The sequence below is a fragment of the Cellulomonas sp. Y8 genome (genome assembly GCF_008033115.1).
GTDB lineage: Bacteria > Actinomycetota > Actinomycetes > Actinomycetales > Cellulomonadaceae > Cellulomonas.
The window spans coordinates 2,959,037-2,980,615 of sequence record NZ_CP041203.1 but is presented as its reverse complement, the minus strand read 5'-3'; the positions used below and the strand labels follow the sequence as shown (position 1 = coordinate 2,980,615).

At 74.0% G+C, this 21,579-nt stretch carries 17 protein-coding genes; 9 read left to right on the top strand and 8 right to left on the bottom strand.

The window, feature by feature from the left end; all coding sequences use genetic code 11:
- The first annotated feature begins 137 nt into the window (after window positions 1-137).
- The 4 genes from uxuA (at window position 138) to FKM96_RS13440 (ending at window position 5,351) form a co-directional block, all read left to right on the top strand.
- Window positions 138-1,319 (top strand): mannonate dehydratase, encoded by a 1,182-nt coding sequence (gene uxuA / locus FKM96_RS13455; RefSeq protein WP_147795668.1) that lies wholly within the window; start codon window positions 138-140, stop codon window positions 1,317-1,319.
- A 20-nt stretch (window positions 1,320-1,339) separates the two neighbouring features.
- Window positions 1,340-2,371, top strand: a complete 1,032-nt coding sequence (locus FKM96_RS13450; protein WP_147795667.1) for a LacI family DNA-binding transcriptional regulator — start codon at window positions 1,340-1,342, stop codon at window positions 2,369-2,371.
- 128 nt (window positions 2,372-2,499) lie between these two features.
- Window positions 2,500-3,936 carry a glucuronate isomerase gene (gene uxaC / locus FKM96_RS13445; RefSeq protein ID WP_147795666.1) on the top strand — a complete coding sequence of 479 codons (1,437 nt, stop codon included), beginning with the start codon at window positions 2,500-2,502 and terminating at the stop codon, window positions 3,934-3,936.
- Complete coding sequence (locus tag FKM96_RS13440; protein WP_210417274.1) at window positions 3,933-5,351, top strand: mannitol dehydrogenase family protein; 1,419 nt, start codon at window positions 3,933-3,935, stop codon at window positions 5,349-5,351. Before uxaC ends, FKM96_RS13440 begins: the two co-directional genes overlap by 4 nt.
- Window positions 5,352-5,620: 269 nt before the next feature.
- Here FKM96_RS13440 and FKM96_RS13435 read toward each other — a convergent pair whose 3' ends face one another.
- The 6 genes from FKM96_RS13435 to FKM96_RS13410 form a co-directional block, all read right to left on the bottom strand.
- Window positions 5,621-7,729 carry a beta-galactosidase gene (locus FKM96_RS13435; protein WP_147795665.1) on the bottom strand — a complete coding sequence of 703 codons (2,109 nt, stop codon included), beginning with the start codon at window positions 7,727-7,729 and terminating at the stop codon, window positions 5,621-5,623.
- Window positions 7,722-8,417, bottom strand: coding sequence for a DUF624 domain-containing protein (locus FKM96_RS13430; RefSeq protein WP_168216985.1), 696 nt, complete (start codon window positions 8,415-8,417; stop codon window positions 7,722-7,724). Before FKM96_RS13430 ends, FKM96_RS13435 begins: the two co-directional genes overlap by 8 nt.
- The gene (locus tag FKM96_RS13425; RefSeq protein ID WP_147795663.1) at window positions 8,414-9,934 is read right to left on the bottom strand and encodes a xylan 1,4-beta-xylosidase; all 1,521 of its coding nucleotides are present in this window, start codon (window positions 9,932-9,934) and stop codon (window positions 8,414-8,416) included. The genes FKM96_RS13430 and FKM96_RS13425 overlap by 4 nt, the downstream gene beginning before the upstream one ends.
- Before the next feature lie 84 nt (window positions 9,935-10,018).
- Window positions 10,019-11,659, bottom strand: a complete 1,641-nt coding sequence (locus FKM96_RS13420; protein ID WP_147795662.1) for an extracellular solute-binding protein — start codon at window positions 11,657-11,659, stop codon at window positions 10,019-10,021.
- A gap of 55 nt (window positions 11,660-11,714) precedes the next feature.
- On the bottom strand, window positions 11,715-12,641 hold the full coding sequence (locus FKM96_RS13415) for a carbohydrate ABC transporter permease (RefSeq protein WP_371300424.1): 927 nt from the start codon (window positions 12,639-12,641) through the stop codon (window positions 11,715-11,717).
- Window positions 12,635-13,690, bottom strand: a complete 1,056-nt coding sequence (locus FKM96_RS13410; protein ID WP_210417273.1) for a sugar ABC transporter permease — start codon at window positions 13,688-13,690, stop codon at window positions 12,635-12,637. The genes FKM96_RS13415 and FKM96_RS13410 overlap by 7 nt, the downstream gene beginning before the upstream one ends.
- Window positions 13,691-13,957: 267 nt before the next feature.
- Here FKM96_RS13410 and FKM96_RS13405 point away from each other — a divergent pair, with 267 nt between their 5' ends.
- From FKM96_RS13405 to FKM96_RS13390, 4 genes are all read left to right on the top strand, one after another.
- Entirely contained in the window at window positions 13,958-14,986 is a 1,029-nt protein-coding gene (locus FKM96_RS13405) for a LacI family DNA-binding transcriptional regulator (RefSeq protein ID WP_147795661.1), read from the top strand.
- Entirely contained in the window at window positions 14,983-16,425 is a 1,443-nt protein-coding gene (locus tag FKM96_RS13400) for a serine hydrolase (protein WP_147795660.1), read from the top strand. The genes FKM96_RS13405 and FKM96_RS13400 overlap by 4 nt, the downstream gene beginning before the upstream one ends.
- A gap of 22 nt (window positions 16,426-16,447) precedes the next feature.
- Window positions 16,448-18,499 (top strand): alpha-glucuronidase, encoded by a 2,052-nt coding sequence (locus FKM96_RS13395; RefSeq protein ID WP_147795659.1) that lies wholly within the window; start codon window positions 16,448-16,450, stop codon window positions 18,497-18,499.
- Window positions 18,500-18,709: 210 nt separating this feature from the next.
- Window positions 18,710-18,952, top strand: a complete 243-nt coding sequence (locus tag FKM96_RS13390; RefSeq protein WP_147795658.1) for a hypothetical protein — start codon at window positions 18,710-18,712, stop codon at window positions 18,950-18,952.
- Window positions 18,953-19,206: 254 nt separating this feature from the next.
- On the opposite strand, the gene FKM96_RS13385 is transcribed toward FKM96_RS13390, so the two are convergent.
- Window positions 19,207-19,485 (bottom strand): hypothetical protein, encoded by a 279-nt coding sequence (locus tag FKM96_RS13385; RefSeq protein ID WP_147795657.1) that lies wholly within the window; start codon window positions 19,483-19,485, stop codon window positions 19,207-19,209.
- Between the two features lie 251 nt (window positions 19,486-19,736).
- Between FKM96_RS13385 and FKM96_RS13380 the strand changes: the two genes are divergently transcribed.
- Window positions 19,737-20,810 (top strand): hypothetical protein, encoded by a 1,074-nt coding sequence (locus FKM96_RS13380; RefSeq protein WP_147795656.1) that lies wholly within the window; start codon window positions 19,737-19,739, stop codon window positions 20,808-20,810.
- Between the two features lie 56 nt (window positions 20,811-20,866).
- Here the strand turns inward: FKM96_RS13380 and FKM96_RS13375 are convergent, their stop codons facing one another.
- Window positions 20,867-21,544, bottom strand: coding sequence for a hypothetical protein (locus FKM96_RS13375; RefSeq protein WP_147795655.1), 678 nt, complete (start codon window positions 21,542-21,544; stop codon window positions 20,867-20,869).
- Window positions 21,545-21,579: the final 35 nt, after the last annotated feature.

The following is a 21,579-nucleotide window of genomic DNA, read 5'->3' as shown; positions in this document are numbered from 1 at the left end:
CCACCCGCAGCCGCGGGCTCGCGCCGGGCTCGCGAGCAACTTCTGGCAACCGGTTGTCCCCCCGCACCCGTCCCGGCGACGCTGCTGACCACGCGGGGCGGCACCGACGCCGTCCCCCACCCCCGGGAGGGACGGCGATGGAGCACACCTGGCGCTGGTTCGGCGACCGCGACCCGATCACGCTGGCGCAGGTCCGGCAGACCGGCGCGACCGGCGTGGTCACCGCGCTGCACGACATCCCGAACGGCGAGGTCTGGCCGGTCGAGGCGATCGAGGCGCGCCGCGAGCAGATCGAGGCCGCGGGCCTGGTGTGGTCGGTCGTCGAGAGCGTCCCGGTGCACGAGGACGTCAAGCGCGGCGGCCCGCTGCGGGACCGCGCGGTCGCGGCGTACCAGCAGACGATCCGGAACCTCGCGGCCTGCGGCATCGACCTGGTCTGCTACAACTTCATGCCCGTCCTCGACTGGTCCCGCACGGACCTCGGCTATCCGCTGGAGGACGGGACGTGGGCGCTGCGGTTCGACGCGGACCAGCTCGCCGCTTTCGACCTGTTCCTGCTCCGCCGCCCCGGCGCGGCGGCCGAGTACGACGCGGAGCAGACCGCCCGGGCGCGCGCCGTGCTCGACGCGATGGACGAGGCGGCCCGGGAGCGGCTGGTCGACACGATCCTGCTCGGGCTGCCGGGGTCGGAGGAGCGGTACACGCTCGACGAGTTCCGCACCGCCCTCGCGACCTACGACGACGTCGACGCCGACGCGCTGCGCGGGAACCTGGCGTCGTTCCTGCGCGAGGTCGTGCCGGTGGCCGAGGAGGTCGGCCTGCGGCTGGCGATCCACCCGGACGACCCACCGCGCCCGCTGTTCGGGCTGCCGCGGGTCGTGTCCACCGCCGAGGACGCGCAGCACCTGCTCGACGCGGCGCCCTCCCCCGCGAACGGGCTCACGATGTGCATCGGCTCCTACGGGTCGCGCGCGGACAACGACGTGGTCGCGATGACCCGGCGGTTCGCCGAGCGCATCTACTTCGCGCACCTGCGGTCGGTGCGGCTGCAGGACGGCGGCCGGAGCTTCTACGAGGCCCCGCACATCGCCGGCGACGCGGACATGGTCGCGGTGATCGCGGCGCTGGTCGCCGAGGAGCGCCGGCGCGAGCGGGAGGGCGGGCCGCGGCTGCCGATGCGGCCGGACCACGGGCAGCGGATGCTCGACGACCAGTTCCGCGAGACCTACCCCGGCTACTCGCTGATCGGCCGGCTCAAGGGGCTGGCGGAGCTGCGCGGGGTCGAGCAGGCGGTCCGCTCGCTGCTCCCGGCGGCGTAGCCGCACCCTACGATCGCGGCATGGTGGAGGCCGACGGGGGCAGCGAGCCGCGGGCGACCCGCGCGCCGACGATCTACGACGTCGCGCAGGCGGCCGGCGTCGCGGCCTCGACGGTGTCCCGGACGTTCGCGCGGCCGGGCCGGGTCAACTCGCAGACCGCGGAGCGGGTGCGCGCGGCCGCCGCGGCGATCGGCTACCGGGCGAACCCCGTCGCCCAGGCGCTGTCGACCGCCCGGACCCGGATGATCGCGGTCCTCGTGTCCGACCTGGCCAACCCCATCTACGCCGAGCTGCTGCGCGGCGCGCAGGTCGCGGCGTCCGCGGCCGGGTACGGGGTGCTGGTCGAGGACACCCGGGAGGACGCCGGGATCGAGCGGGAGACCGCGGAGCGCATCCTGCCGATGGTCGAGGGGGTGCTGCTCACGTCGTCGCGGATGTCGGACGCGGCGATCCGCGGCGTCGCGAAGCAGCGGCCGCTGGTCGTGATGAACCGCGGGCTCGCCGACGTGCCGTGCGTCGTGGCGGATGAGCAGCGGGGTGCCCGGCGCGCCGTCGAGCACCTCGGCGAGGCCGGGCACCGCGACCTCGTCTACGTCGCCGGCCCCGACGCGTCCTGGCCGAACGGGGCACGGTGGCGGGCGTTCAGCGACGCGTGCCAGGAGCTGGACCTCACCGGCCGGCGGATCGGGCCGTTCGAGCCGACGTTCGCGGGCGGGTTCGAGGCGGCGCTGGCGCTCGGCGGGTCGCGGGCGTCCGGGGTGCTGGTGTTCAACGCGCTCATGGCGGTCGGGGTGATCCGCGGGCTGCAGCAGGCCGGGCTGCGGGTCCCGGAGGACGTGAGCGTGGTCGGGTTCGACGACGTGCTGATCGGGCAGATCGTCTCCCCCGCGCTGACCACGGTGTCGTCGCCGCTGCAGGCGATGGGCGCCACCGGGCTGCGGAATCTGCTCGCCCTGGTGAACGGCGCGCGGTCCCGCGGGGAGCCCGTCGTGGTGCCCGCGCGGCTGGTGGTGCGGGAGTCGTCGGGGGCCGTGGCGGCACGCGCGGGCTGACGCCGGCCCGCCGGGCGGGACGGTCGCCGCGGGGGTCGTCGGGCGCCCGCCGCGGGGCGCCACCCGGCACCGGGGCAACTCATGGCAACCGCTTGCAGCCCCGCCCCGCCGCCTCGAACCATGGCCGCATGACAGCGCTGTCGACCCCCGTCGCCCCACCCCGGCTCGCGCCGCACCCCGACCGGCTGCTGCCGGCGGACCCGGCGACGCGGTCGGTCGCCCGCGAGCTCTACGCGGCGGTGCGCGACCTGCCGATCGTGTCCCCGCACGGGCACGTCCCGGCCCGGTGGCTGGCCGAGGACACCGCGTTCCCCGACCCGACCGCGCTGCTCATCACGCCCGACCACTACCTGACCCGCCTGCTGCACGCGCGCGGCGTGCCGCTCGAGGACCTCGGCGTCGGGGTGGCCGACCCGACGCCCGCGCAGTCCCGGGCCGCGTTCCGGCTGCTGTGCCGGCACTGGCCGACGTTCCGCGGCACGCCGGTGAAGCTCTGGCTGGAGCAGGTGCTGGTCGAGGTGCTCGGCGTCGACCTGGTCCCCGCCGAGGGCACCGCCGACGACCTGTACGACGCGATCGCCGCCCGCGTCGCCGAGCCGGACTTCCGGCCCCGGGCGCTGTACGACCGGTTCGGGCTCGACGTGCTCGCCACGACGGACGACCCCTGCGACGACCTCGCGCACCACGCCGCGCTGCGCGCCGACCCGACGTGGCACGGCCGGGTCGTGCCGACGTTCCGCCCCGACCGGTACCTGGAGGCCGGCGTCCCGGGCTGGGCCGACCGCGTCGGCGCGCTGGGCGAGGTCGCCGGGACGGACACCGGCACGCTCGCGGGCTGGGTCGACGCGATGCAGCGCCGGCGGGAGCACTTCGCGGCGTACGGCGCGGTGTCGTCCGACCACGGCCACCGGGACGCGGCGATGGCACCCCTCGACCCGGCCGACGGCGAGCGGCTGTACGCCGCGGCGCGGGCCGGGACCGCGACGCCCGCGGAGGCGGAGGCGCTGCGCCGCGGCCTGCTGTTCGAGATGGCGCGGATGTCGAGCGAGGACGGCCTCGTGATGACGCTGCACCCGGGCGTCCGCCGCGACCACCACCTGCCGTCCCGCGAGCGCCTCGGCACCGACATCGGCGCCGACATCCCCGTGACCGTCGAGTTCACCGAGGCGCTGCGCCCGGTGCTGCACGCCTTCGGCACGCACCCGCGGTTCCGGCTGGTCGTGTTCACCATCGACGAGACGACGTTCTCCCGCGAGCTCGCGCCGCTGGCCGGCTTCTACCCGTCGCTCTACGTCGGGGCGCCGTGGTGGTTCCTGGACGCGCCCGACGCGATGGAGCGGTACCGGGCGGCCGTCACCGAGACCGCCGGGTTCGCCAAGACCTCCGGGTTCGTCGACGACACCCGCGCCTACCTGTCCATCCCCGCCCGGCACGACGCGAGCCGGCGCGCGGACGCCGCGTACCTGGCGCGGCTCGTCACCGACCACCGGCTGACCCTCGACGAGGCGCACGAGACCGCCGTCGACCTCGTCACCACCATCCCGAGAGAGGCGTTCCGGCTGTGATCACCCTCCCCGAGCACCGCCTGACCACCCCCACCGGCCTGCGGCTGTCCCGCGCCGCCGGCCACGGCCGCCCCGCGGCGCCCGTGCGCGTCGTGCACCTGGGGCTGGGCGGCTTCTTCCGTGCCCACCAGGCCTGGTACACCGACAACGCCCCCGACGCCGCGGGCTGGGGCATCGCCGCCTTCACCGGTCGCTCCCGCACGCTGGCCGAGGCGCTGGCCCCGCAGGACGGGCTGTACACGCTGGTCACGCGGGCCGCCGACGGCGAGCGGTTCCGCGTCGTGTCGAGCGTGTCGGCCGCGCACGGCGGCGACGAGCACGACGCCTGGCTGGGCTACTGGGCGGACCGCGCCGTCGCGGTCGCGACCTTCACCGTGACCGAGGCCGGCTACGTCCGGACCGCGTCCGGCGCGCTCGACACCGACCGCGGCGACGTGCGCGCCGACGTGGCCGCGCTGCGCGCCGACCGGCACGGGCCGGTGCGGACGGTCCCGGGCCGGGTGGTCGCGGGCCTGCGGCTGCGCCGGGCGACCGGGGCGGGGCCGATGACGCTGCTGCCCTGCGACAACCTGCCCGAGAACGGCGCCGCGCTGCGCCGGGTGGTGCTGGAGCTCGCCGACCTCGTGGACCCGGGGCTCGCCGAGTGGGTCGGGGACAACGTCGCGTTCGGCACCACGATGGTCGACCGGATCACGCCCGCCACGACCGACGCCGGGCGCGAGGCCGTGCGCGCCGCGACCGGGCTCGCCGACGCCGCGCCCGTCGTGACCGAGCCGTTCTCGGAGTGGGTCGTCGCCGGGGAGTTCCCCGCCGGGCGGCCGGCGTGGGACGACGCGGGCGCGCAGCTCGTCGAGGACGTGCTGCCGTTCGAGCAGCGCAAGCTGTGGCTGCTCAACGGCGCCCACTCGCTGCTGGCCTACGCGGGCGGCGCGCTCGGGTACCGGACGGTGGCGGACGCGATCGCGGACCGCCGGCTGCGCGGCTGGGTCGAGGCGTGGTGGCACGAGGCCGCCCGGCACCTGGACCTGCCCGCCGACGAGGTCGGGGCGTACCGGCGCGCGCTGCTCGACCGGTTCGGCAACCCGCGCATCGAGCACCTGCTCAGCCAGATCGCCGCCGACGGCTCGGAGAAGCTGCCGGTCCGGGTGGCGCCGGTGCTGGTCGCCGAGTGCCGGGCGGGGCGGGTGCCCGCCGGGGCGGCGACGACGGTCGCGGCGTGGGCGCTGCACCTGCGCGGGCAGGGCGGCCCGGTGGCGGAGGCGCGGCCGGAGCGGGTGGTGGGCCTGGCCGACGGCGACCTCGCGACCTCCGTGCGGGCCGTCCTGGACCGCCTGGACGCGGGTATGGGCGCCCACGAGCCCCTGGTCGCGGCGGTCCTGGACCAGGCCCGTGCCCTGGAGTTCCTGGCCGCCTGACGCGCGCGGCACGTGGCGCCGCCGAGCGCCGCCCCGCGCACCTCGAGCACGCACCCCGCGCCCACGCCCCCTCGCCACGCACCTCCGCGCCCACGCCCGCGCGCCCCCTCGCCCGCGCGCCCCCTCGCCCGCGCGCCCCCTCGCCGAGATGGCAACTCTCGGCTGTGTGGCGACGGTCTCGCACAGCCGAGAGTTGCCATCTCGGCGGAAGGGGACCTGGCGGCTGGGAGCGGAGGGAAGGCGGGCGCAGCGCGCCCGCCTTCGCCGGGTCAGGCCCGGCGGAGGACGACGACGTCCGCCGGGGCGAGCGTCACGCGCTCGCCCGCCGTCCACGTGCGGTCCGTCAGGAGGTCCGTGCCGTCGGCGTGCGCCTCGACCGTCACCGGCTCGGTGCCGTGGTGCAGGAGCAGGTCGACGCGGTCGCCGGTCGTCGTGATGCGGGTCGCGAGCTCCAGGCCCGGGACGTCGGCGTACGGGCCGAGCAGGTCGTGCCGGGCGAGCGCGGTGCGGACGACGTGCGCCAGGCCCTCCTGCGCGAGCTCGGTGCCGAGGTACCAGACGTGGCCCTCGGCGCCGCCCGCCCCGACGCCCACCGCCGGCACCCGGTTCCGGGTCACCGCCGGCTCGCCCGCGTAGAAGTCGGCGCCGTACCGGGCCATGACCTCGGCGCCCTCGGGGACGAGGACCTCGAAGACCATCCGCCCGTCGACGGTCGGCGCCCCCGCCCCGGCGAACGCCACCGGGTTCACCACCTCCGGCTCCGCCGCGTCCGTCTCCGCGACCCGCACCCCCGCGAGCCCCGCCAGCGGCCCGGGGACGTCGGCGAGGAACCGCCGGTCGTCCTCGTCGACCCGCCCGGACAGGTACCCGGTCAGCACGGTCCCGCCGCGCCCCGCCACCTCCGCGAGCCGCGACGCCACGTCGCCCTTCACCAGGTGCAGCAGCGGCGCGGCCACCACGTCGTACCCCGACAGGTCGGCGGTCACCGGGACGACGTCCACCTGCGCGCCGGCGTCCCAGAACGCCCGGCCCCACTCGAGCAGCGTCGGCAGGTACTTCACGAGCCGGTTCGGCCCGTCGGCCATCTCGACCGCCCACCACGAGTCCCAGTCGACCAGCAGCGCCGTGCGCGCGGGCGTCCAGGCGCCGAGCAGCGTGTCCCCCAGCCGCTCCAGCTCCTCCCCCAGCCCCGCGACCTCGCGGAACGCCCGGGTGTCGAGCCGGCCGGAGTGGTCGAGCACGGCGCCGTGGGTCATCTCGCACGCACCGCGGGACGCGCGCATCTGGAAGAACAGCACCGAGTCGGCCCCGTGCGCGACGGCCTGCCAGGACCACAGCCGCATGATCCCCGGCCGGCGGACCGGGTTGACGTCCCGGGACGCGGTGACCGTCGGGGTCTGCTCCATCAGCCAGAACGGCGCGCCGTCCTTGAGCCCGCGCATCAGGTCGTGGGTCAGGGCGGTGCGCCAGGGCTCGTCGCTGCGCGGTGGGTAGTTGTCCCAGGACGCGAAGTCGAGGTGCGGGGCCCAGCGGTGGTAGTCGAGCGGCTGGAAGAACCCCATGAAGTTGGTGGTCACCGGCAGGTCCGAGTGCGCGCGGATGGCGGCCTTCTCCTCGGTGAACTGGCGGATCGCGTTGTCGGTGCTGAACCGGTAGTAGTCGAGCGTGATGCCCTGGAACGCCGTGTACCCGCGGCCCTTCCAGTGCTCGGTGAGCGCGCTGGGCGGTTCGATCTCGTCCCAGTCGGTGAACCGGTGCGACCAGAACGTCGCGTTCCACGCCTCGTTCAGCGCGTCGAGCGTCCCGTACCGGGCGCGCAGCCAGAGCCGGAACTCGGCGGCGCACAGGTCGCAGTAGCAGGCCCCGCCGTCGCCGCCGTACTCGTTGCCGACGTGCCAGGCGATCACGGCGGGGTGGTCGGCGTACCGCTCGGCGACCCGGCCCGCGATGCCCGCGGCCAGGCGCCGAAACGCCGGCGACGACCAGCACGCGTTGTGCCGCTGGCCGTACCGGTGCTTGCGCCCCTCGAAGTCGACGCGCGTCACCTCCGGGTACGCCCGGGCGATCCACGGCGACAGCGCACCGGTGCCGGTCGCGAGGCAGACCTGGCGGCCCTCGTCGGCGGCGCGCTGCACGATCTCGTCGAGCACGGTGAAGTCGAAGACGTCCTCGGCGGGCTGGGTCAGCGACCAGCTGAACACGCCGAGGGTCACGGTGGTGATCCGGGCGGCGTCGAACGCGGCGTAGTCGGCGTCCCAGACGTCCTTGCCCCACTGCTCCGGGTTGTAGTCGCCGCCGTAGGCGATCGAGTCGGTGCGCGGCAGCCGCGCCGGGGTCGGTGCGGGCGCGGGGGTGCGCAGCGGCGTGGCGTCAGACATGGACGGTGAACCTCTCGGTGACGTCGGCGACGAGCGGGCGGGCCATGGCGTGCAGCAGCAGCACGCCGGCCCAGGCGAGCAGCACGGTGACCACGTCGAACGCCAGCACGGTGACCGCGGCGCCGACCAGGAGCAGGCTGAGCACGCCGAGGCTGAACCGCCACTGCGGCACCACCTCGGCGAGCGCGATCCGCACGGCGTCCCGCAGCCGGAACGCGAACCGCGCCTGCAGCACGGCGAGGTGCCCGCCGACGACGACGAGCAGCGCCGCGAGCACCAGGCCCGCCGGGCGCAGCGCGGCGCCCCCGGGCACGACCTCGGCGTGCGCGGCGTTCACGGCCAGCACGGCGAGGACGGCCAGCAGCGGCGCCCACCAGGCGAGGGTGCCGAGGGCGTCGCGCCGGTACGCCCGCCAGAACCCGCGCGCGGGCGACAGGTCCGGGTCGACCTCCCAGGCGCGCGCGGCGGCGAGCCCCGCGACCACCGCGGGCCCGACCGGCAGCAGCGCGGCGGCGAACAGCGGCAGGTTGGCGGCGGACCGGTCGAGCAGCACGACGAGCACGGCGGTCGGCACCGTGGTGAGGACGAGCAGCGCCTCGAGGACGAGCACCCGGTAGACGGCGGCGGCCCCGCGGGACAGCGGGCCGCGCCCGACCTCGTCGTCGGTCCAGGCCCGGGCGGCGCTCACCGCGCACCGCCCAGCATCCGCCCGTCGTCCGTCCACGCCGGCGCCTGGTCCGGCGCCCCGGCGACCTCGACCAGCGCGATCCCGTGCCGCCCGAGCGCGACGTCCACGACCCACCGCCCCGCGTCGGCCGCGACCCGACGCACGGCCAGCGCCGGCGTCGACGCGTCGTGCAGGTCCGCGAGCGCCCGGTGGTCCGGCGCGAGCGGGCTGCCCATCGCCTGCCAGGCGGTGCGCACGTTCCCGCGCTCGGCGTCGACGTGCCGCTCGGTGACGACCGCGGGGCCGGCGCCCGGCAGGTCGAGCCGGACCCGGTGCCCCGCCTCGGCGGGGGCGGCGCCGTCGAGCGGCTGCCACAGCAGCGCCGTGACGCGCCCGTCGGGGTGCCGCGTGACGAGGTGGTCGGACCCACGCGCCAGCACCGCCGACCCGAGCCGGGCCATGAAGGCGTACAGGTGGAACACCGGCTTGCGCAGCTGGCGGTGCCCGAGCAGCCCGAACCCGCCGTGCAGGGGCGCCGTCGGGATGCCGACCTCCTCGAACACGTCGCAGAGCGTCCAGTAGGAGAACGAGTCGACCAGGTCGCCGCCACCGGCGAGCACCGGCGCGAGGTAGGCGGCCTGGTAGGCGGTGTCGTGGATCGGGTTGTCCGGCCGGTACGACGAGGAGAACTCCGTGATGTGCACCGGCAGGCCGGCCAGCGCGGTCCCGGCCAGCAGCGACCGCGGCGTGGCGAACTGGTCGAGGAGGTCCTGCGGCGGCCGCAGCGTCTGGTAGGTCCCGAACGGCACGTGCTGCGCCGGCCCCGAGGTGTACGCGTGCTTGCTGACGAAGTCGCACGGCACCCCGGCGTCGGCGACGTGCTCGGCGAACCGCGGCAGCCAGTCGTCGGCGCCTGGCGACACCGCCGGCCCGCCGACGGGGATGTCCGCGTCGACGTCCTTCACGGCGCGCGCGGTCGCGTCGTACAGCCGGTAGTACGCGGCCTCGTCGGCGCCCTGCCAGAAGAACGGCAGGTTGGGCTCGTTCCACACCTCGACCGGCCAGGTGCGGACGGTCTCGATCCCGTACCGGTCGATCAGGTGCCGCAGCAGCGCGCGCACCAGGTCGGCCCACGCGTCGTGGTCCCGCGGCGGCGTCACGTTGCCGCGCCACCAGAACTGCGTCTGGTCGCCGGACGCGAGCGCGGCCGGCATGAACCCGAGCTCGAGGAACGGCGCCATGCCCGCCTCCAGCCAGGTGTCCACCACCAGGTCGAGGTACGCGAACCCGTACCGGGTCCCCGACCGGCCCTCGTGCGACCAGGGCTGCACCAGCCCCATGTCGTCGTGCAGGATGCCGTGCGCCCGGGTGGCCCCGAACCCGATCTCGTCCTGCACCACCGCGAGCGAGTCGCGGTAGTCGGCGTGCAGCACCTCGCGGGTGCGGCCGGTGCCGACGCAGGCGCGCCAGGCGGGCGGCAGGGTGCCGACGGGCTCGGACGGGACGACGACGGCGGCGAGTGCGCCGGTGCTGGTCATGGTGGCTCTCCGGTCGGGGGTGGGGACGAAGCTCGCCGCCGTCCCGGGCGCGAGGGCAGTGGCGCCCGGGACGACGGCGAGGGCTCAGCCGTTGTCGGACACGTAGCGGTCGCGCGCGCCGTTGACGACGTCGACGTACTGCGTCGCGCCCTTGCCCTCCAGGTCGGCGACGAACGCGTCCCACTCGGACAGGTCGCGCTGGCCGAGGATGAACTGGATCGTGCCCTGCGAGACCGCGTCCCGGAGCGTGGTGTCGATCAGCGTCAGCTGCTCGTTCTCGGCCTCGTCCAGCGGAGCCGGCGGCGCGAGGTCGATCATGTCGTAGTCGGCGATCGACTCCTGGAACGCGACCTCGGCGTCGGAGAACGTCGACCACAGCAGCTCGGTCGCGCCGCCGTAGGCGAAGTTGCCGCCCGCGAACCCGAAGTCCTTCTGCAGGTGCTTCGGCGCCCCCGGGTTCAGCCCGACGTAGTCGACGTCGGCGGCGAGGGTGCGGGTGCCGTCGGCGGCCTTGTCGAAGGTGGTGCCCTCGACGCCCCACTTGGTGAACTCCTGGCCCTCGTCCGAGTAGAACAGCCAGTCGATGAACTGCATCATCGCGACGAAGTTGGGCGAGTCCGCCGCGTCGGCGTTGATCATGATGCCGTTCTCGGTCTGGGTGACCGGGTTCAGCACGCAGCCGACCGGGCCGCAGGGGAACGGGATCTTCGCGACGGTCGCGTCCGGGTCGTTGGTCGCGAGGCCGGGCTCGTACTCGTTCACGACGCTCTGCGCGTTGGTGCCGATCGCCACCGACTTCCCGGTGACGAACTTCTGGATCGCGCTGTCGTCGTCCTGGGTGAAGCTCTCGGGGTCCATCAGGCCGTCGGCGACGAGGTCGTGGAAGTACTCGACCATCTCCTTGTACTCCGGCATCGCGGCGGTGGCGACGAACTCCTCGGCGTCGCCGTCCCAGGTCGCGTTGTTGTAGCCCCAGCCGGCGGAGGTGCCGAAGCCGAGCGCCGCCATGTTGAGCAGGTTGCCGCCCGGGTAGGTCTCGGAGAACCGGTCGGAGAACGGGTACTCGCCCGGGCGGGCCTCCTGGATCGCCTCGAGCGTGGTGCGGAACTCGTCCCACGAGGTCGGGGCGTCGAGGCCGAGGTCGGCGAGCACGTCCGTGCGCATCGCGATCGTGTAGTCCTGCCACGGCGCCTCGTGCAGGCCGGGCAGCACGTAGTACTTGCCGTCGGCCTGCCGGAGCTGGTCGATGTTCTCCTCGAGGCCCCAGTCGGCGACCTTCTGCTGGTAGTTCGGCATCAGGTCGACGTAGTCGGACACCGCGAGGATCGCTCCGGAGGACACGAACGCGTCCTCCTGGCCCGGGTAGGTCTTCGCGATGATCGACGGGGCGTCGCCGGCGCCGATCAGCAGGCTGCGCTTCTGCTCGTAGTCGGACATCGGCACGAGCGTCGGGTCGAGCGTGACGTTCGTGCGGTCGGTGATCTCGGACCACAGCAGCCAGTCGTCCTGCGACGGGTAGTTCGGGTGGTCGGAGAACAGCATGGAGAACGTGAGCGGCTCGGTCGCGGTGAACTGGTCGCCGGCGGCGTAGTCCTCCATCGCCCCCGTGCGGTTGTCGAGGCCGGAGGTCTCCTCGTCGCCGTCGGAGCCGCCGGAGCAGGCGGTCAGGGCCAGGGCGAGGGCGGCTGCGGCGGCGAGGCCGCGTGCCCGCGTGCGCTGGGACATGGCATTCCTTTCGTGACGAACATCGTCGTTGGTCGCGGGAGGGAAAGAGCGGGGGTCAGCCCTTGACGGAGCCGAGCATCACCCCCGAGACGAAGTACCTCTGGACGAACGGGTAGACGCAGAGGATCGGGAGGACGGTGAGCACCATCGTCACGGACTGGATGTTCGCGGAGACCTGCGCGACGTCCGCGGCCGCGGCGCCCGTGGACTGGGCGGTCGACGACCCGGCGATGAGGTTCCGCAGGTAGACCGTGACCGGGAACAGCTCGGACTTGTCCATGTAGAGGAACGCCGCGAACCAGGAGTTCCAGAAGCTGACCGCGTAGAACAGCAGCATCGTCGCGATCACCGCCTTGGACAGCGGGATGACGATCTTCCACAGGATCCGGTAGGTGCCGAGGCCGTCGATCTGCGCGGCCTCCTCGAGCTCCAGCGGGAGGTTCTCGAAGAACGCCTTCATCACCAGCAGGTTGAAGACGCTGATGGCGTTCGGCAGCACGATCGCCCACAGCGAGTTCTTCAGCCCGAGGCTCGTGATGAGCACGTAGTTCGGGATCAGGCCGCCGTTGAAGAACATCGTGAACACCGCGATGCCGATGAGCACCGAGCGCCCGCGCAGGTGGTGCTTCGAGATGACGTAGGCGTAGCAGGTGGTGAGCACCAGGGCGATCGCCGTCGCGACGACGGTGTAGATCACGGTGTTCTTGTAGTTCGTCCAGAACATCGCGTCGTTCATCACGAGCTGGTACGTCGTGAGGTTGAACCCGACCGGCCAGATGTTCACCTGCCCCGACCGGATCGCGGTGTCCGAGCTGAACGACCGCGCGATGATCATGAGGAAGGGGTAGAGCGTCACGGCGACGACACCCAGCAGCGCCACCACGTTGAACGCCCGGAACACCCTGTACCCGCGGGTCTCCCGCAGCAGGCTGCCGGTGCGCGCGGGCAGCGGGCCCGCGGAGGTCTCGACGGTCGTCACCACAGGCTCGCTCCCACCGCTCGCTTCGAGATCGCGTTCGCGGAGAGGATCAGCGTCAGGCCGATGATCGACTCGAACAGCCCGATGGCCGCCGCGTACGAGAAGTTGTTGGACACCAGGCCGACCCGGTACAGGTACGTCGAGATGACGTCGGCCGTGGGATAGGTCAGCGGGTTGTAGAGCAGCAGGACCTTCTCGAACCCGACCGCCATGAAGGTGCCGATGTTGAGGATGAGCAGCGTGACCATCGTCGGCCGGATGCCCGGCAGCGTGATGTGCCAGGTCTGCTTCCACCGGTTCGCGCCGTCGATCCGCGCCGCCTCGTAGAGGCTCTCGTCGACCGTGGTCAGCGCCGCGAGGTAGAGGATCGTGCCCCAGCCGACCGTCTGCCAGACCTCGCTCGACACGTACACCGCGCGGAACCACTCGGGGCGCTGCAGGAACGGCACCGCGTCCCCGCCGAGCGCCGTGACGACCTGGTTCACCGTGCCCTCCAGCGAGAGCAGCTGGAACAGCATGCCGGCGATGATCACGATCGACAGGAAGTGCGGCAGGTAGGACACCGACTGCACGAACCGCTTGAACACCCGCGACCGCAGCTCGTTCAGCAGCAGCGCCAGCACGATCGGCAGCGGGAAGCAGAACAGCAGCGTGAGCGCCCCGATGACCAGCGTGTTCCGGAAGACCATCCAGAACGTCGGGTCGGACAGGAACATCTCGACGTAGCGGAAGCCCACCCACTCCTCGCCGAAGATGTTGCCGCCGGCGCGGAACTTCCGGAACGCGATGACGTTGCCGAGCATCGGCGTGTACCGGAACACCGCGAAGAAGATCAGCGGCAGCACGACCAGCGAGTAGAGCTGCCAGTCCTTGCGCAGCGCCGTGCGCCAGGGGATCTTGCCGTCCATCCGGCCGCGGCGGGTCCGGCGGCTGGTGCGGCCGCGGCGGGCACGGGCGTCGGGGTCGGCGGCCGGGGTGATCTCCGCGGCCGGGCCGGCCGGCCCCGCGGGCACGGGTGCCGGCGTGGTGATCTCGGGGCCCTGGACGGTCATGCGCTCACCGCGCCAGGGACCACGACCGGCCGGCGCGGGTGGCGTCGGGCTGGAGGCGGTGCGTCGCTCATGTGGCATCCACTTCGTCGTGGGTTCGGTCAGCCTCGCGTTTCGAAAGTTGCGCGATGCTGACCGATACCGTTTCACCCGCACCGTAGGGGCGACAGGCGACGTCCGTCAACCACGCCGGTGGTACTGCCACTGCTGCAGGCCCGTGCGCTACAGTCGGGGCCAGCTGCTCGACAGCGACAGTTTCGAAGGGGAACCATGCCGAGAGGCCGCACGACGATCGCCGACATCGCGAGCGAGGTGGGCGTGTCGATCCCGACCGTGTCGAAGGTGCTGAACGGCCGCACCGACGTCTCGGAGACGACCCGCGCCCGCGTCGAGGCGGCGCTCGAGCGGCACGACTACCGCAAGCCCGTCGCCACCCGCGGCTCCGGCCACGGCGTCCGACTGCTCGACCTCGTGTTCCACGCCGCCGACAACCTGTGGGCGCAGGAGATCATCAAGGGCGTCGAGCAGGTCTGCGGCCCCGAGCGGGTCGGCGTCGTGCTGTCCGAGCTCGGCGGCTCGCACCGCCCGCCGCAGGAGTGGATCGACGACGTCATGGCCCGCCGGCCGCTCGGCGTCCTGCTCGTGCTGTCCGGGCTCGACGCCAAGCAGCGGCACCAGCTCGAGTCGCGGAACATCCCGTTCGCCGTCGTCGACACCCAGGGCGAGCCGCCCGCCGGCGTGCCGACCGTCGGCTCCAACAACTGGAACGGCGGCCTGTCCGGCACCCGGCACCTGCTCGCGCTCGGGCACCGCCGGATCGCCGCGATCTCCGGCCCGGACGACATGCTGTGCTCCCGCGCCCGCGTCGACGGCTTCCGCAGCGCGCACGACGAGGTCGGCGTGCCGTGGGACCCCGCGCTGATCCGGTGGGGCGCGTTCGACGCCGAGAGCGGCTACCGGCACGGGCTCGACCTGCTCAACCGCCCCGACCGGCCCACCGCCGTGTTCGCCGGGTCGGACTACCAGGCGCTCGGCGTCCTGCGCGCCGCCCGCGAGCTCGGCCTCCGCGTCCCGGAGGACCTGTCCGTCGTCGGGTACGACGACCTGCCGATCAGCCAGTGGATCGACCCCGGGCTGACCACCGTGCACCAGCCGCTGCGGGAGATGGCGTCCATGGCGACCCGCATGCTGCTGACGCTCGCCGCGGGCGGGCAGCCGCCGTCGACGCGGGTGGAGCTGGTGACGGAGCTGGTGATCCGGGCGTCGACCGCGGCGCCTGCCGTCGGGGGTCGCGCGTGACCGGGGGCGCGTGGGACGCGGCGCTCGACGCGCTGGACGGGCTCGACCCGCACGCGCTCGTCGTCGCCCGTCACGGGACCGTTCTGGCCCGCGCGACCTGGGCGCCGTACGACGCGGAGCACGCCGGGCTCGTCTACTCGGTGTCCAAGTCGGTCACCGCCATGGCCGTGCTGCTGCTCGAGTCGGAGGGGCGGCTGGCGCTGTCCGACCCGGTCGACCGGCACCTCGACCTGCCGAACCCGCACGGGTTCACGCTGCGGCACCTGCTCACCATGTCCACCGGGCACAGCCGCGAGCAGACGTCCGTGATGCCGGCGGACCCGGCCGTCCTGCTGACGACGCCGCCCGAGTTCCCCGTCGGGACGCGGTTCGCGTACTCCTCCCCCGCGACCTGCACCCTCGGCCGCGTCGTGCACGCCGTCGCCGGGGAGCAGCCGACCGCGTACCTCCGGCCGCGGCTGCTCGACCCGCTCGGCATCGGGCCGCGGTGGTGGCGGCCGCTCGCCGGGGTGGAGCAGGGCTTCTCCGGGCTGCACCTCACCGTCGACGACCAGGCCCGGCTCGGGACGGCGCTGGCGGCCGGGGGCGTCGCTCCGGACGGGACGCGGGTGCTGCCCGAGTCCGTGGTCGAGGCGATGACGACGACGTTCGTGCCGACGGCCGACACGTTCGTCGAGGACCACCGAGGCCCCGAGCCCGACACCGCGCACGACGACTGGGCGCTCGGGTACGGGTACGGGGTCTGGCGCAGCCGGCACGGGTACCGGATGGACGGGGCGTACGGGCAGTTCACGCTCGTCGTGCCGGAGTCCGGGGTCGTCGTGGCGTACCAGGGGTCCGCGATGGACACGCAGCGGGTGCTCGACGTGCTGTGGGGGCTGGTGGCGGCGGCTGCGTCGTGGCCGGCCGGGGCGGCGGGTGCGGGTGCGCGCGACGCGTCGGGCGGGGAGGTCTCGCCGGCCGGGGCGCTGCTCGGCGGCGTTGCGGAGCGGGACTCGTGGGCGGCGCGCGACCGGTACGTCGCGTCCGACGCCCCGGCGCTCGACGTCGTGGGGTGGACGCTGGACGACGCCGGTCCCGACGCGTGGCGGTTGGCGATCGCGGCCCGCGACGGCCTGCCCGGCGGCGTCGTCGCCCTGCGCCCGGACGCGTGGAGCCGTGGTTCCCTCGCGCTCCGCCCCGGCGACGTCGCGTCGGGCGCCCCCAGCGACCCCGTCCCGGACGGCGTCGTCCCCGTCGCGGCCCGCGCCGAGCGGCTGCCCGACGGAACCGTGCGCGTCCACCTCGTCGCGACCGCGTCCCCGCACCGGCTGCTGGTCACCCGCGCCCCCGACGGCGCGCTGTCCGCCCGCTGGCACACCGCCCCGCTGTGGGAGCCCACGCTCGCCACGCTCCTCGTCCCGCCGCTGGTCGCCGCACCGGCGCGGGGACCGTCCTGACCGCTCGACCCCCACCGGAGCCATGACCCCCGACAACGCCGTCGCCGTCACCGTCCACCCCGCCTGGCTGCCCGACGCGGCCCTGGCCCCGCTGCGCGCGCAGCCGTCCGCCGTCCTCGGCGCCGGGCCGTGCCTCGACACGGTCCGCTCGGAGCTGTCGACCGGCTCCTCGGGCCCGGCCGCCGCCGAGGCGCGGCTGGTCGTCGCGCCGGTCGAGGCGGTCGCGTCGCCGTCGTCGATCGGCCTCGACGCCCTCCCGGAGGTCCCCGCCGGGGGCCACGCGATCGTCCGGACCGCCGACCGCACGGTGCTGCTCGGCGCCGACGGCCCGGCCACGCTGCGCGGGCTGTACGCGCTGGCCCGCGAGGAGGCGGTGGGTCGGATGCTCGGCCGCGACGCGGTGCCCGGGACGACGTCGAGCGCACCCGAGCAGCCGCTCCGCATGCTCGACCACTGGGACAACATGACCGTGCACCCGGTGATGGGCCAGATCGAGCGCGGGTACGCCGGCGGCTCGATCTTCTACGTCGACGGCGAGGTCCGCGCCGACCTGGGCCGGGTCCGCGACTACGCCCGGCTGCTCGCCGCGACCGGCGTCGAGGCGGTCGGCATCAACAACGTCAACGTGCACGCCCACGAGGCCCGGTTGCTGACCGACGGCCTGCCGGACGTCGCCCGCATCGCCGACGTCTTCCGGGCGTTCGGGATCCGGATCTTCCTGTCGGTGTCGTTCGGGTCGCCGCAGCGGCTGGGCGGCCTGGCGACGTCGGACCCCCTGGACCCCGGGGTGGCCGCGTGGTGGGCGTCGACCGCGGACCGCGTCTACGCGGCGGTCCCGGACTTCGGCGGCTTCCTCATCAAGGCCGACTCCGAGGGCCAGCCCGGCCCGTTCGCGTACGGCCGCAGCCACGCCGACGGCGCGAACATACTCGCCGCGGCCCTCCGCCCGCACGGCGGCACCGTCCTGTGGCGGGCGTTCGTCTACAACCACCACCAGGACTGGCGGGACCGCACCACCGACCGCGCGCGGGCGTCGTACGACCACTTCGCACCCCTCGACGGGACGTTCGCCGACAACGTCGTCCTGCAGGTCAAGCACGGGCCGATGGACTTCCAGGTGCGCGAGCCGCTCTCCCCCGTGCTGGCCGCGATGCCGCGCACCCGGCTGGCGATCGAGCTCCAGGTGACGCAGGAGTACACCGGGCAGCAGCGGCACGTCTGCTACCTCGCGCCGGCCTGGCGGGAGTACCTGCGGTTCCCGCTGGACGGTGCGCGGGCGGTGGCGTCGATCGTCGGTGGATCGGGGGCGTCGTCGCCTGCGGGTGGGGTCGCCGCGGTGTCGAACGTCGGGGACGACGCGTTCTGGACCGGGCACCCGCTGGCCCAGGCGAACCTGTACGCGTTCGGGCGGCTGGCGTGGGACTCGACGCTCACGGCCGAGGACGTGCTGGACGAGTGGATCGCGTTGACGTTCGCCTCGGCCGATGCCGACGACCTGGCGCGGATCCGGTCGGTGCTGCACGAGGTCATGGACGGCTCGTGGGCCCGGTACGAGGGGTACACCGCGCCGCTCGGCGTCGGGTTCATGGTCGACCCCGGCACCCACGGCGGGCCGTCCGTCGACGGGTACGAGTACTCGCGCTGGGGGACGTACCACTTCGCCGACCGCGACGGGATCGGGGTCGACCGCACCGTGGCGACCGGGACCGGGTTCGCGGGGCAGTTCCCGTCGCCGTGGCGGGAGACGTACGAGTCGGTCGAGACCTGCCCGGACGAGCTGCTGCTGTTCTTCCACCACGTCCCGTACGCGCACGTGCTCCGGTCGGGGAAGACGGTGATCCAGCACATCTACGACTCGCGTTCTGACGCGGTCGAGGCGCTCGACGCGGTCGAGGCTTCGTGGGACTCGTTGGCGGACCTCGTGGGCGGGGCGGTGCCGACCCGTTTCGACGCGCGGGTGCGGGAGCGGCTGGAGGCGCAGCGGGCGTCGGCCGTGGAGTGGCGGGACCAGGTGCGGAGCTACTTCTGGCGGAAGTCCGGGGTGAAGGACGCGTCGGGGCGGGTCGTGTACTGAGTCCGGGGTACGCGGCGTACCTCAGCGGAGCCGAACGGCGTCCTGAGCGTGCGTACGCGGTGGAGGCGCCGGCCAGGCCGCCGCGGGGCCGTCACGTCCAGGGCAGACACGTGGAGCGTGAGGACGCCGCGACCTCGTTGTGGAGGTCTCGCGCGAACCGCCGCGCGCGCACGGCCGCGAGGGCTACATTCGCAGCCGAAGGGGGCAACGATGGCAGAAGGTCGTGTGAAGCGGTGGTTCGTCGTCGCAGCGGCTGCGACGCTGGCAGCGGTGATCGTGTACACCGTCTCGTTCTCGATCGCTTTCGATCGTAGCGATGCGGGGCAGGACCCGGGCCCCGCAGGAGCCGTCGTATGGCCCGCGGCCCTGATCTCCCTCGTCGGTTCGATCGCCAGCGTCACGCTGATGACCGTGTGGCTCTCACGGCGTGGCAGCCGGGCAGTGCGCGCGTAGACGAGGGGCAGAACTGGGGATGCGGCCTTCCTCGGCGGAGGCGGACGACGTCCTGAAGGTGCGTACGCGGTGTGCGCGCAGGCCGGAACTCGAGTGGAGCCGCCGGGCGCGGGCGGGGCGTGTCTCCGGCGGGAAGCCCTCGTAGCACTCGTTCCACGGAAGTCGGATTCCCGCTCGTCCGCCCCTTCGAGGAACGCGGCCCCATGCTCGCTCGCGCTGCTCGAGACGTTAACGGCCATGGCTGCGCACGCGGTTCACTCGTTGCCGCCGTACTCCAGCGTCAGATCGCTCGTGATCGTCAAGGTGTCGCCCGGGCAGATCGGACCGTCGATCGTCCCGACCACTTCCCCGCCGGGCGTCGTCACTCTCAGACGCGCCTCGTCCTCGCACTCGGAGAGCGACAGGTCCGTCGCGTCTCCCGCGGGCACCTCTCGCGCTCTGGTCGACTTCTCGCCGGGCAGCTCCACCGTCACGACGACAGTCGAGGTGGCGTCGTTCACATAGGTGAGTCGGGGACGGTTGTGGTCGATCACGCATCCGGTCGTCGCAGCCGCCGTCACACCGACGCCGACGACCAGGGCCAGGACGGGCCGAGCACGCTGCCGAGTGTTCCCCATGTCGCGTGAGCGAAGCAGAGGTGGGTGCAGCACCGCCGGGGATCCTCCGGACATCACCCGTCCGGCGCACGATCCTGCGACGAGAGCGTGGGATGACGACTGACGCGAGGCCGAGCATCGCGGCGGGCGCCGCCCGGCCTCCTCGCAAGAGCGGTAGGGTCCGGCCCGTGTCCGAACGTCCGACGTCGTCGGCTTCCGCGCCCCGGTGGCACGCGGCCATGGTGGCGGATCCGCTCGGCCCCACCGACGGCGGGGTGGTCGCGCTCATCGCGGCCGACGGACGTCACTGGGCCTGGGTCCCCGAGTCGGGCCAGCTCCGGGCGCTCCCCCGGCTGGGCCGCGGGTCGGACGCGGTCGCCCCTCTCGTCGTCGCGGGCGGAGGCGCGGTGCTGATCGAGGTGGAGGCGTTGCTGACGGACGACGGCACCCCGATGCTCGAGAGGCGGTTCAGCGAGGGCATCTTCCGGCTCGACCTCTCCGATCTCTCGACCGCGCGCCTCCCGTTCGAGCCACACGACGGGTGGGAGTGGTGTCACGAACTCGCTGCGTCCCCGGACGGGGCGATGGTCGCGGTCGCGGAGGAGTGGCGGCCCGACGAGTTCTACGACATCAGCCGGCAGTTCGGCCCGGGCCGGTTCCTGGAGCGGGTCCGCGCGACCGCCGGCATCCCGAGGTGGTTCGCCCTGCACCTCGTCGACGTCCGCGCCGGTACGTCCACCGCGATCCTCACGCAACCGACGGCGATGCCCGGGTCCTCCGAGGACCGCCCCGTGCACTGGTCGCCGGACGGGGCCCTGATCGCGCTGTCCACCATGTCCGCGGTCCCGGGGGTTCCGATGACCGTGGTCATCGACGCGAGCACCGGCGACCCCCGGCACACCATCGACGGAGCGCGACTGGTCGGGTCGCTCGCGTGGCACCCGGACAGCGGGCGCCTGCTGCTCGATCGCCGTGGCCGGATCGTCGAGCACCGTCTGGACACCGGGGGCGAGCGCCCGCTCCCTCCGTTGCCCGGCGCAGGCTCGGAGACGAGGAGGCCTGAGCCTCCGGGGAACGGCCACCACCGTGTACTCGGTTACGCCGACGAGGAGCGGCTCTTCACGGTGACCCACCGCGCGACGACGATGACGCTCACGCGGCTCGTCCCCGGGTCGGACCAGGTCGAGCCGGTCGCCCGGTGGTCGGGGTCGACGGACATGTACCCGCGGCTTACCGCCATGCCCCCGGGGTTCTGGGGCTGATCGGGCGGCCTACCGGTGCGATCGTCCGGTACTGCTCCGGCGTGAGGGGCGCGGGCTCACCGGCTGGGCACGCTCGAGGCGCGACCGTTGTCCCGGAACAGCACCCACTCGAGCCGCTCCGCAGGCACGCCGAGCATCCGACCCCAGTCGTGGACCGCCTCGACGTACGCGCGGTACCTCGCCGCGCGGGAGCGGCTGCCGGCGAGGTCGACGAGCCGCACGTCGAGCGTCGTGTTCAGCGCGCGGTAGACCCTGTCGTCCAGGATCAGCGGCTGCCAGTCCCGGTCGGCCCGCCAGCCGGCGTAGGCGAACCATTTCGTGAAGAACGACGGACCGACGCCAGGGCACCGCCAGCCGTCGTACGCCTCGGCGAGCGCCGCCGTGCCGTCCGCGTCCCGGAGCCGCTCGGCGCTCGTCCGCAGTGCGCTCAGGAGCTGCTCCCGGTGGGCGAAGGCCCGCGCGGTGTGCCGGAGCGTCCGCGTGCCGGTCACCCCGGCGCCCCAGGCCTGAACCGCGAGGAACGCTCGGAGCAGTGACACCTCGTCCGCGAGGTCGGTGCGGTCGAGCAGACCGCGGACGCCCTCGCGATCGACCAGCCGGTCCCCCGGCGTGCTCTGGCTCGGGCGCGACACCGCGTCGTCGTCGAGCACCGCCAGGACGCCCGGCTCGACGTCGGGCAGAGCCGATCGCCAGGACCGGGGCCGGATCAGGACCGGCTTCTGCGGCTCCTTCACGTGTGCATCGACCAGGCCAGCGAGCGCACGCGGAA

Excerpts from the sequence above, each read along its gene's own strand:
- uxuA (WP_147795668.1), top strand. The coding sequence starts at position 138 with ATGGAGCACACCTGGCGCTGGTTCGGCGACCGCGACCCGATCACGCTG.
- FKM96_RS13450 (WP_147795667.1), top strand. The coding sequence starts at position 1,340 with ATGGTGGAGGCCGACGGGGGCAGCGAGCCGCGGGCGACCCGCGCGCCG.
- uxaC (WP_147795666.1), top strand. The coding sequence starts at position 2,500 with ATGACAGCGCTGTCGACCCCCGTCGCCCCACCCCGGCTCGCGCCGCAC.
- FKM96_RS13435 (WP_147795665.1), bottom strand. The coding sequence starts at position 7,729 with ATGTCTGACGCCACGCCGCTGCGCACCCCCGCGCCCGCACCGACCCCG.
- FKM96_RS13425 (WP_147795663.1), bottom strand. The coding sequence starts at position 9,934 with ATGACCAGCACCGGCGCACTCGCCGCCGTCGTCGTCCCGTCCGAGCCC.
- FKM96_RS13420 (WP_147795662.1), bottom strand. The coding sequence starts at position 11,659 with ATGTCCCAGCGCACGCGGGCACGCGGCCTCGCCGCCGCAGCCGCCCTC.
- FKM96_RS13410 (WP_210417273.1), bottom strand. The coding sequence starts at position 13,690 with ATGACCGTCCAGGGCCCCGAGATCACCACGCCGGCACCCGTGCCCGCG.
- FKM96_RS13405 (WP_147795661.1), top strand. The coding sequence starts at position 13,958 with ATGCCGAGAGGCCGCACGACGATCGCCGACATCGCGAGCGAGGTGGGC.
- FKM96_RS13395 (WP_147795659.1), top strand. The coding sequence starts at position 16,448 with ATGACCCCCGACAACGCCGTCGCCGTCACCGTCCACCCCGCCTGGCTG.
- FKM96_RS13390 (WP_147795658.1), top strand. The coding sequence starts at position 18,710 with ATGGCAGAAGGTCGTGTGAAGCGGTGGTTCGTCGTCGCAGCGGCTGCG.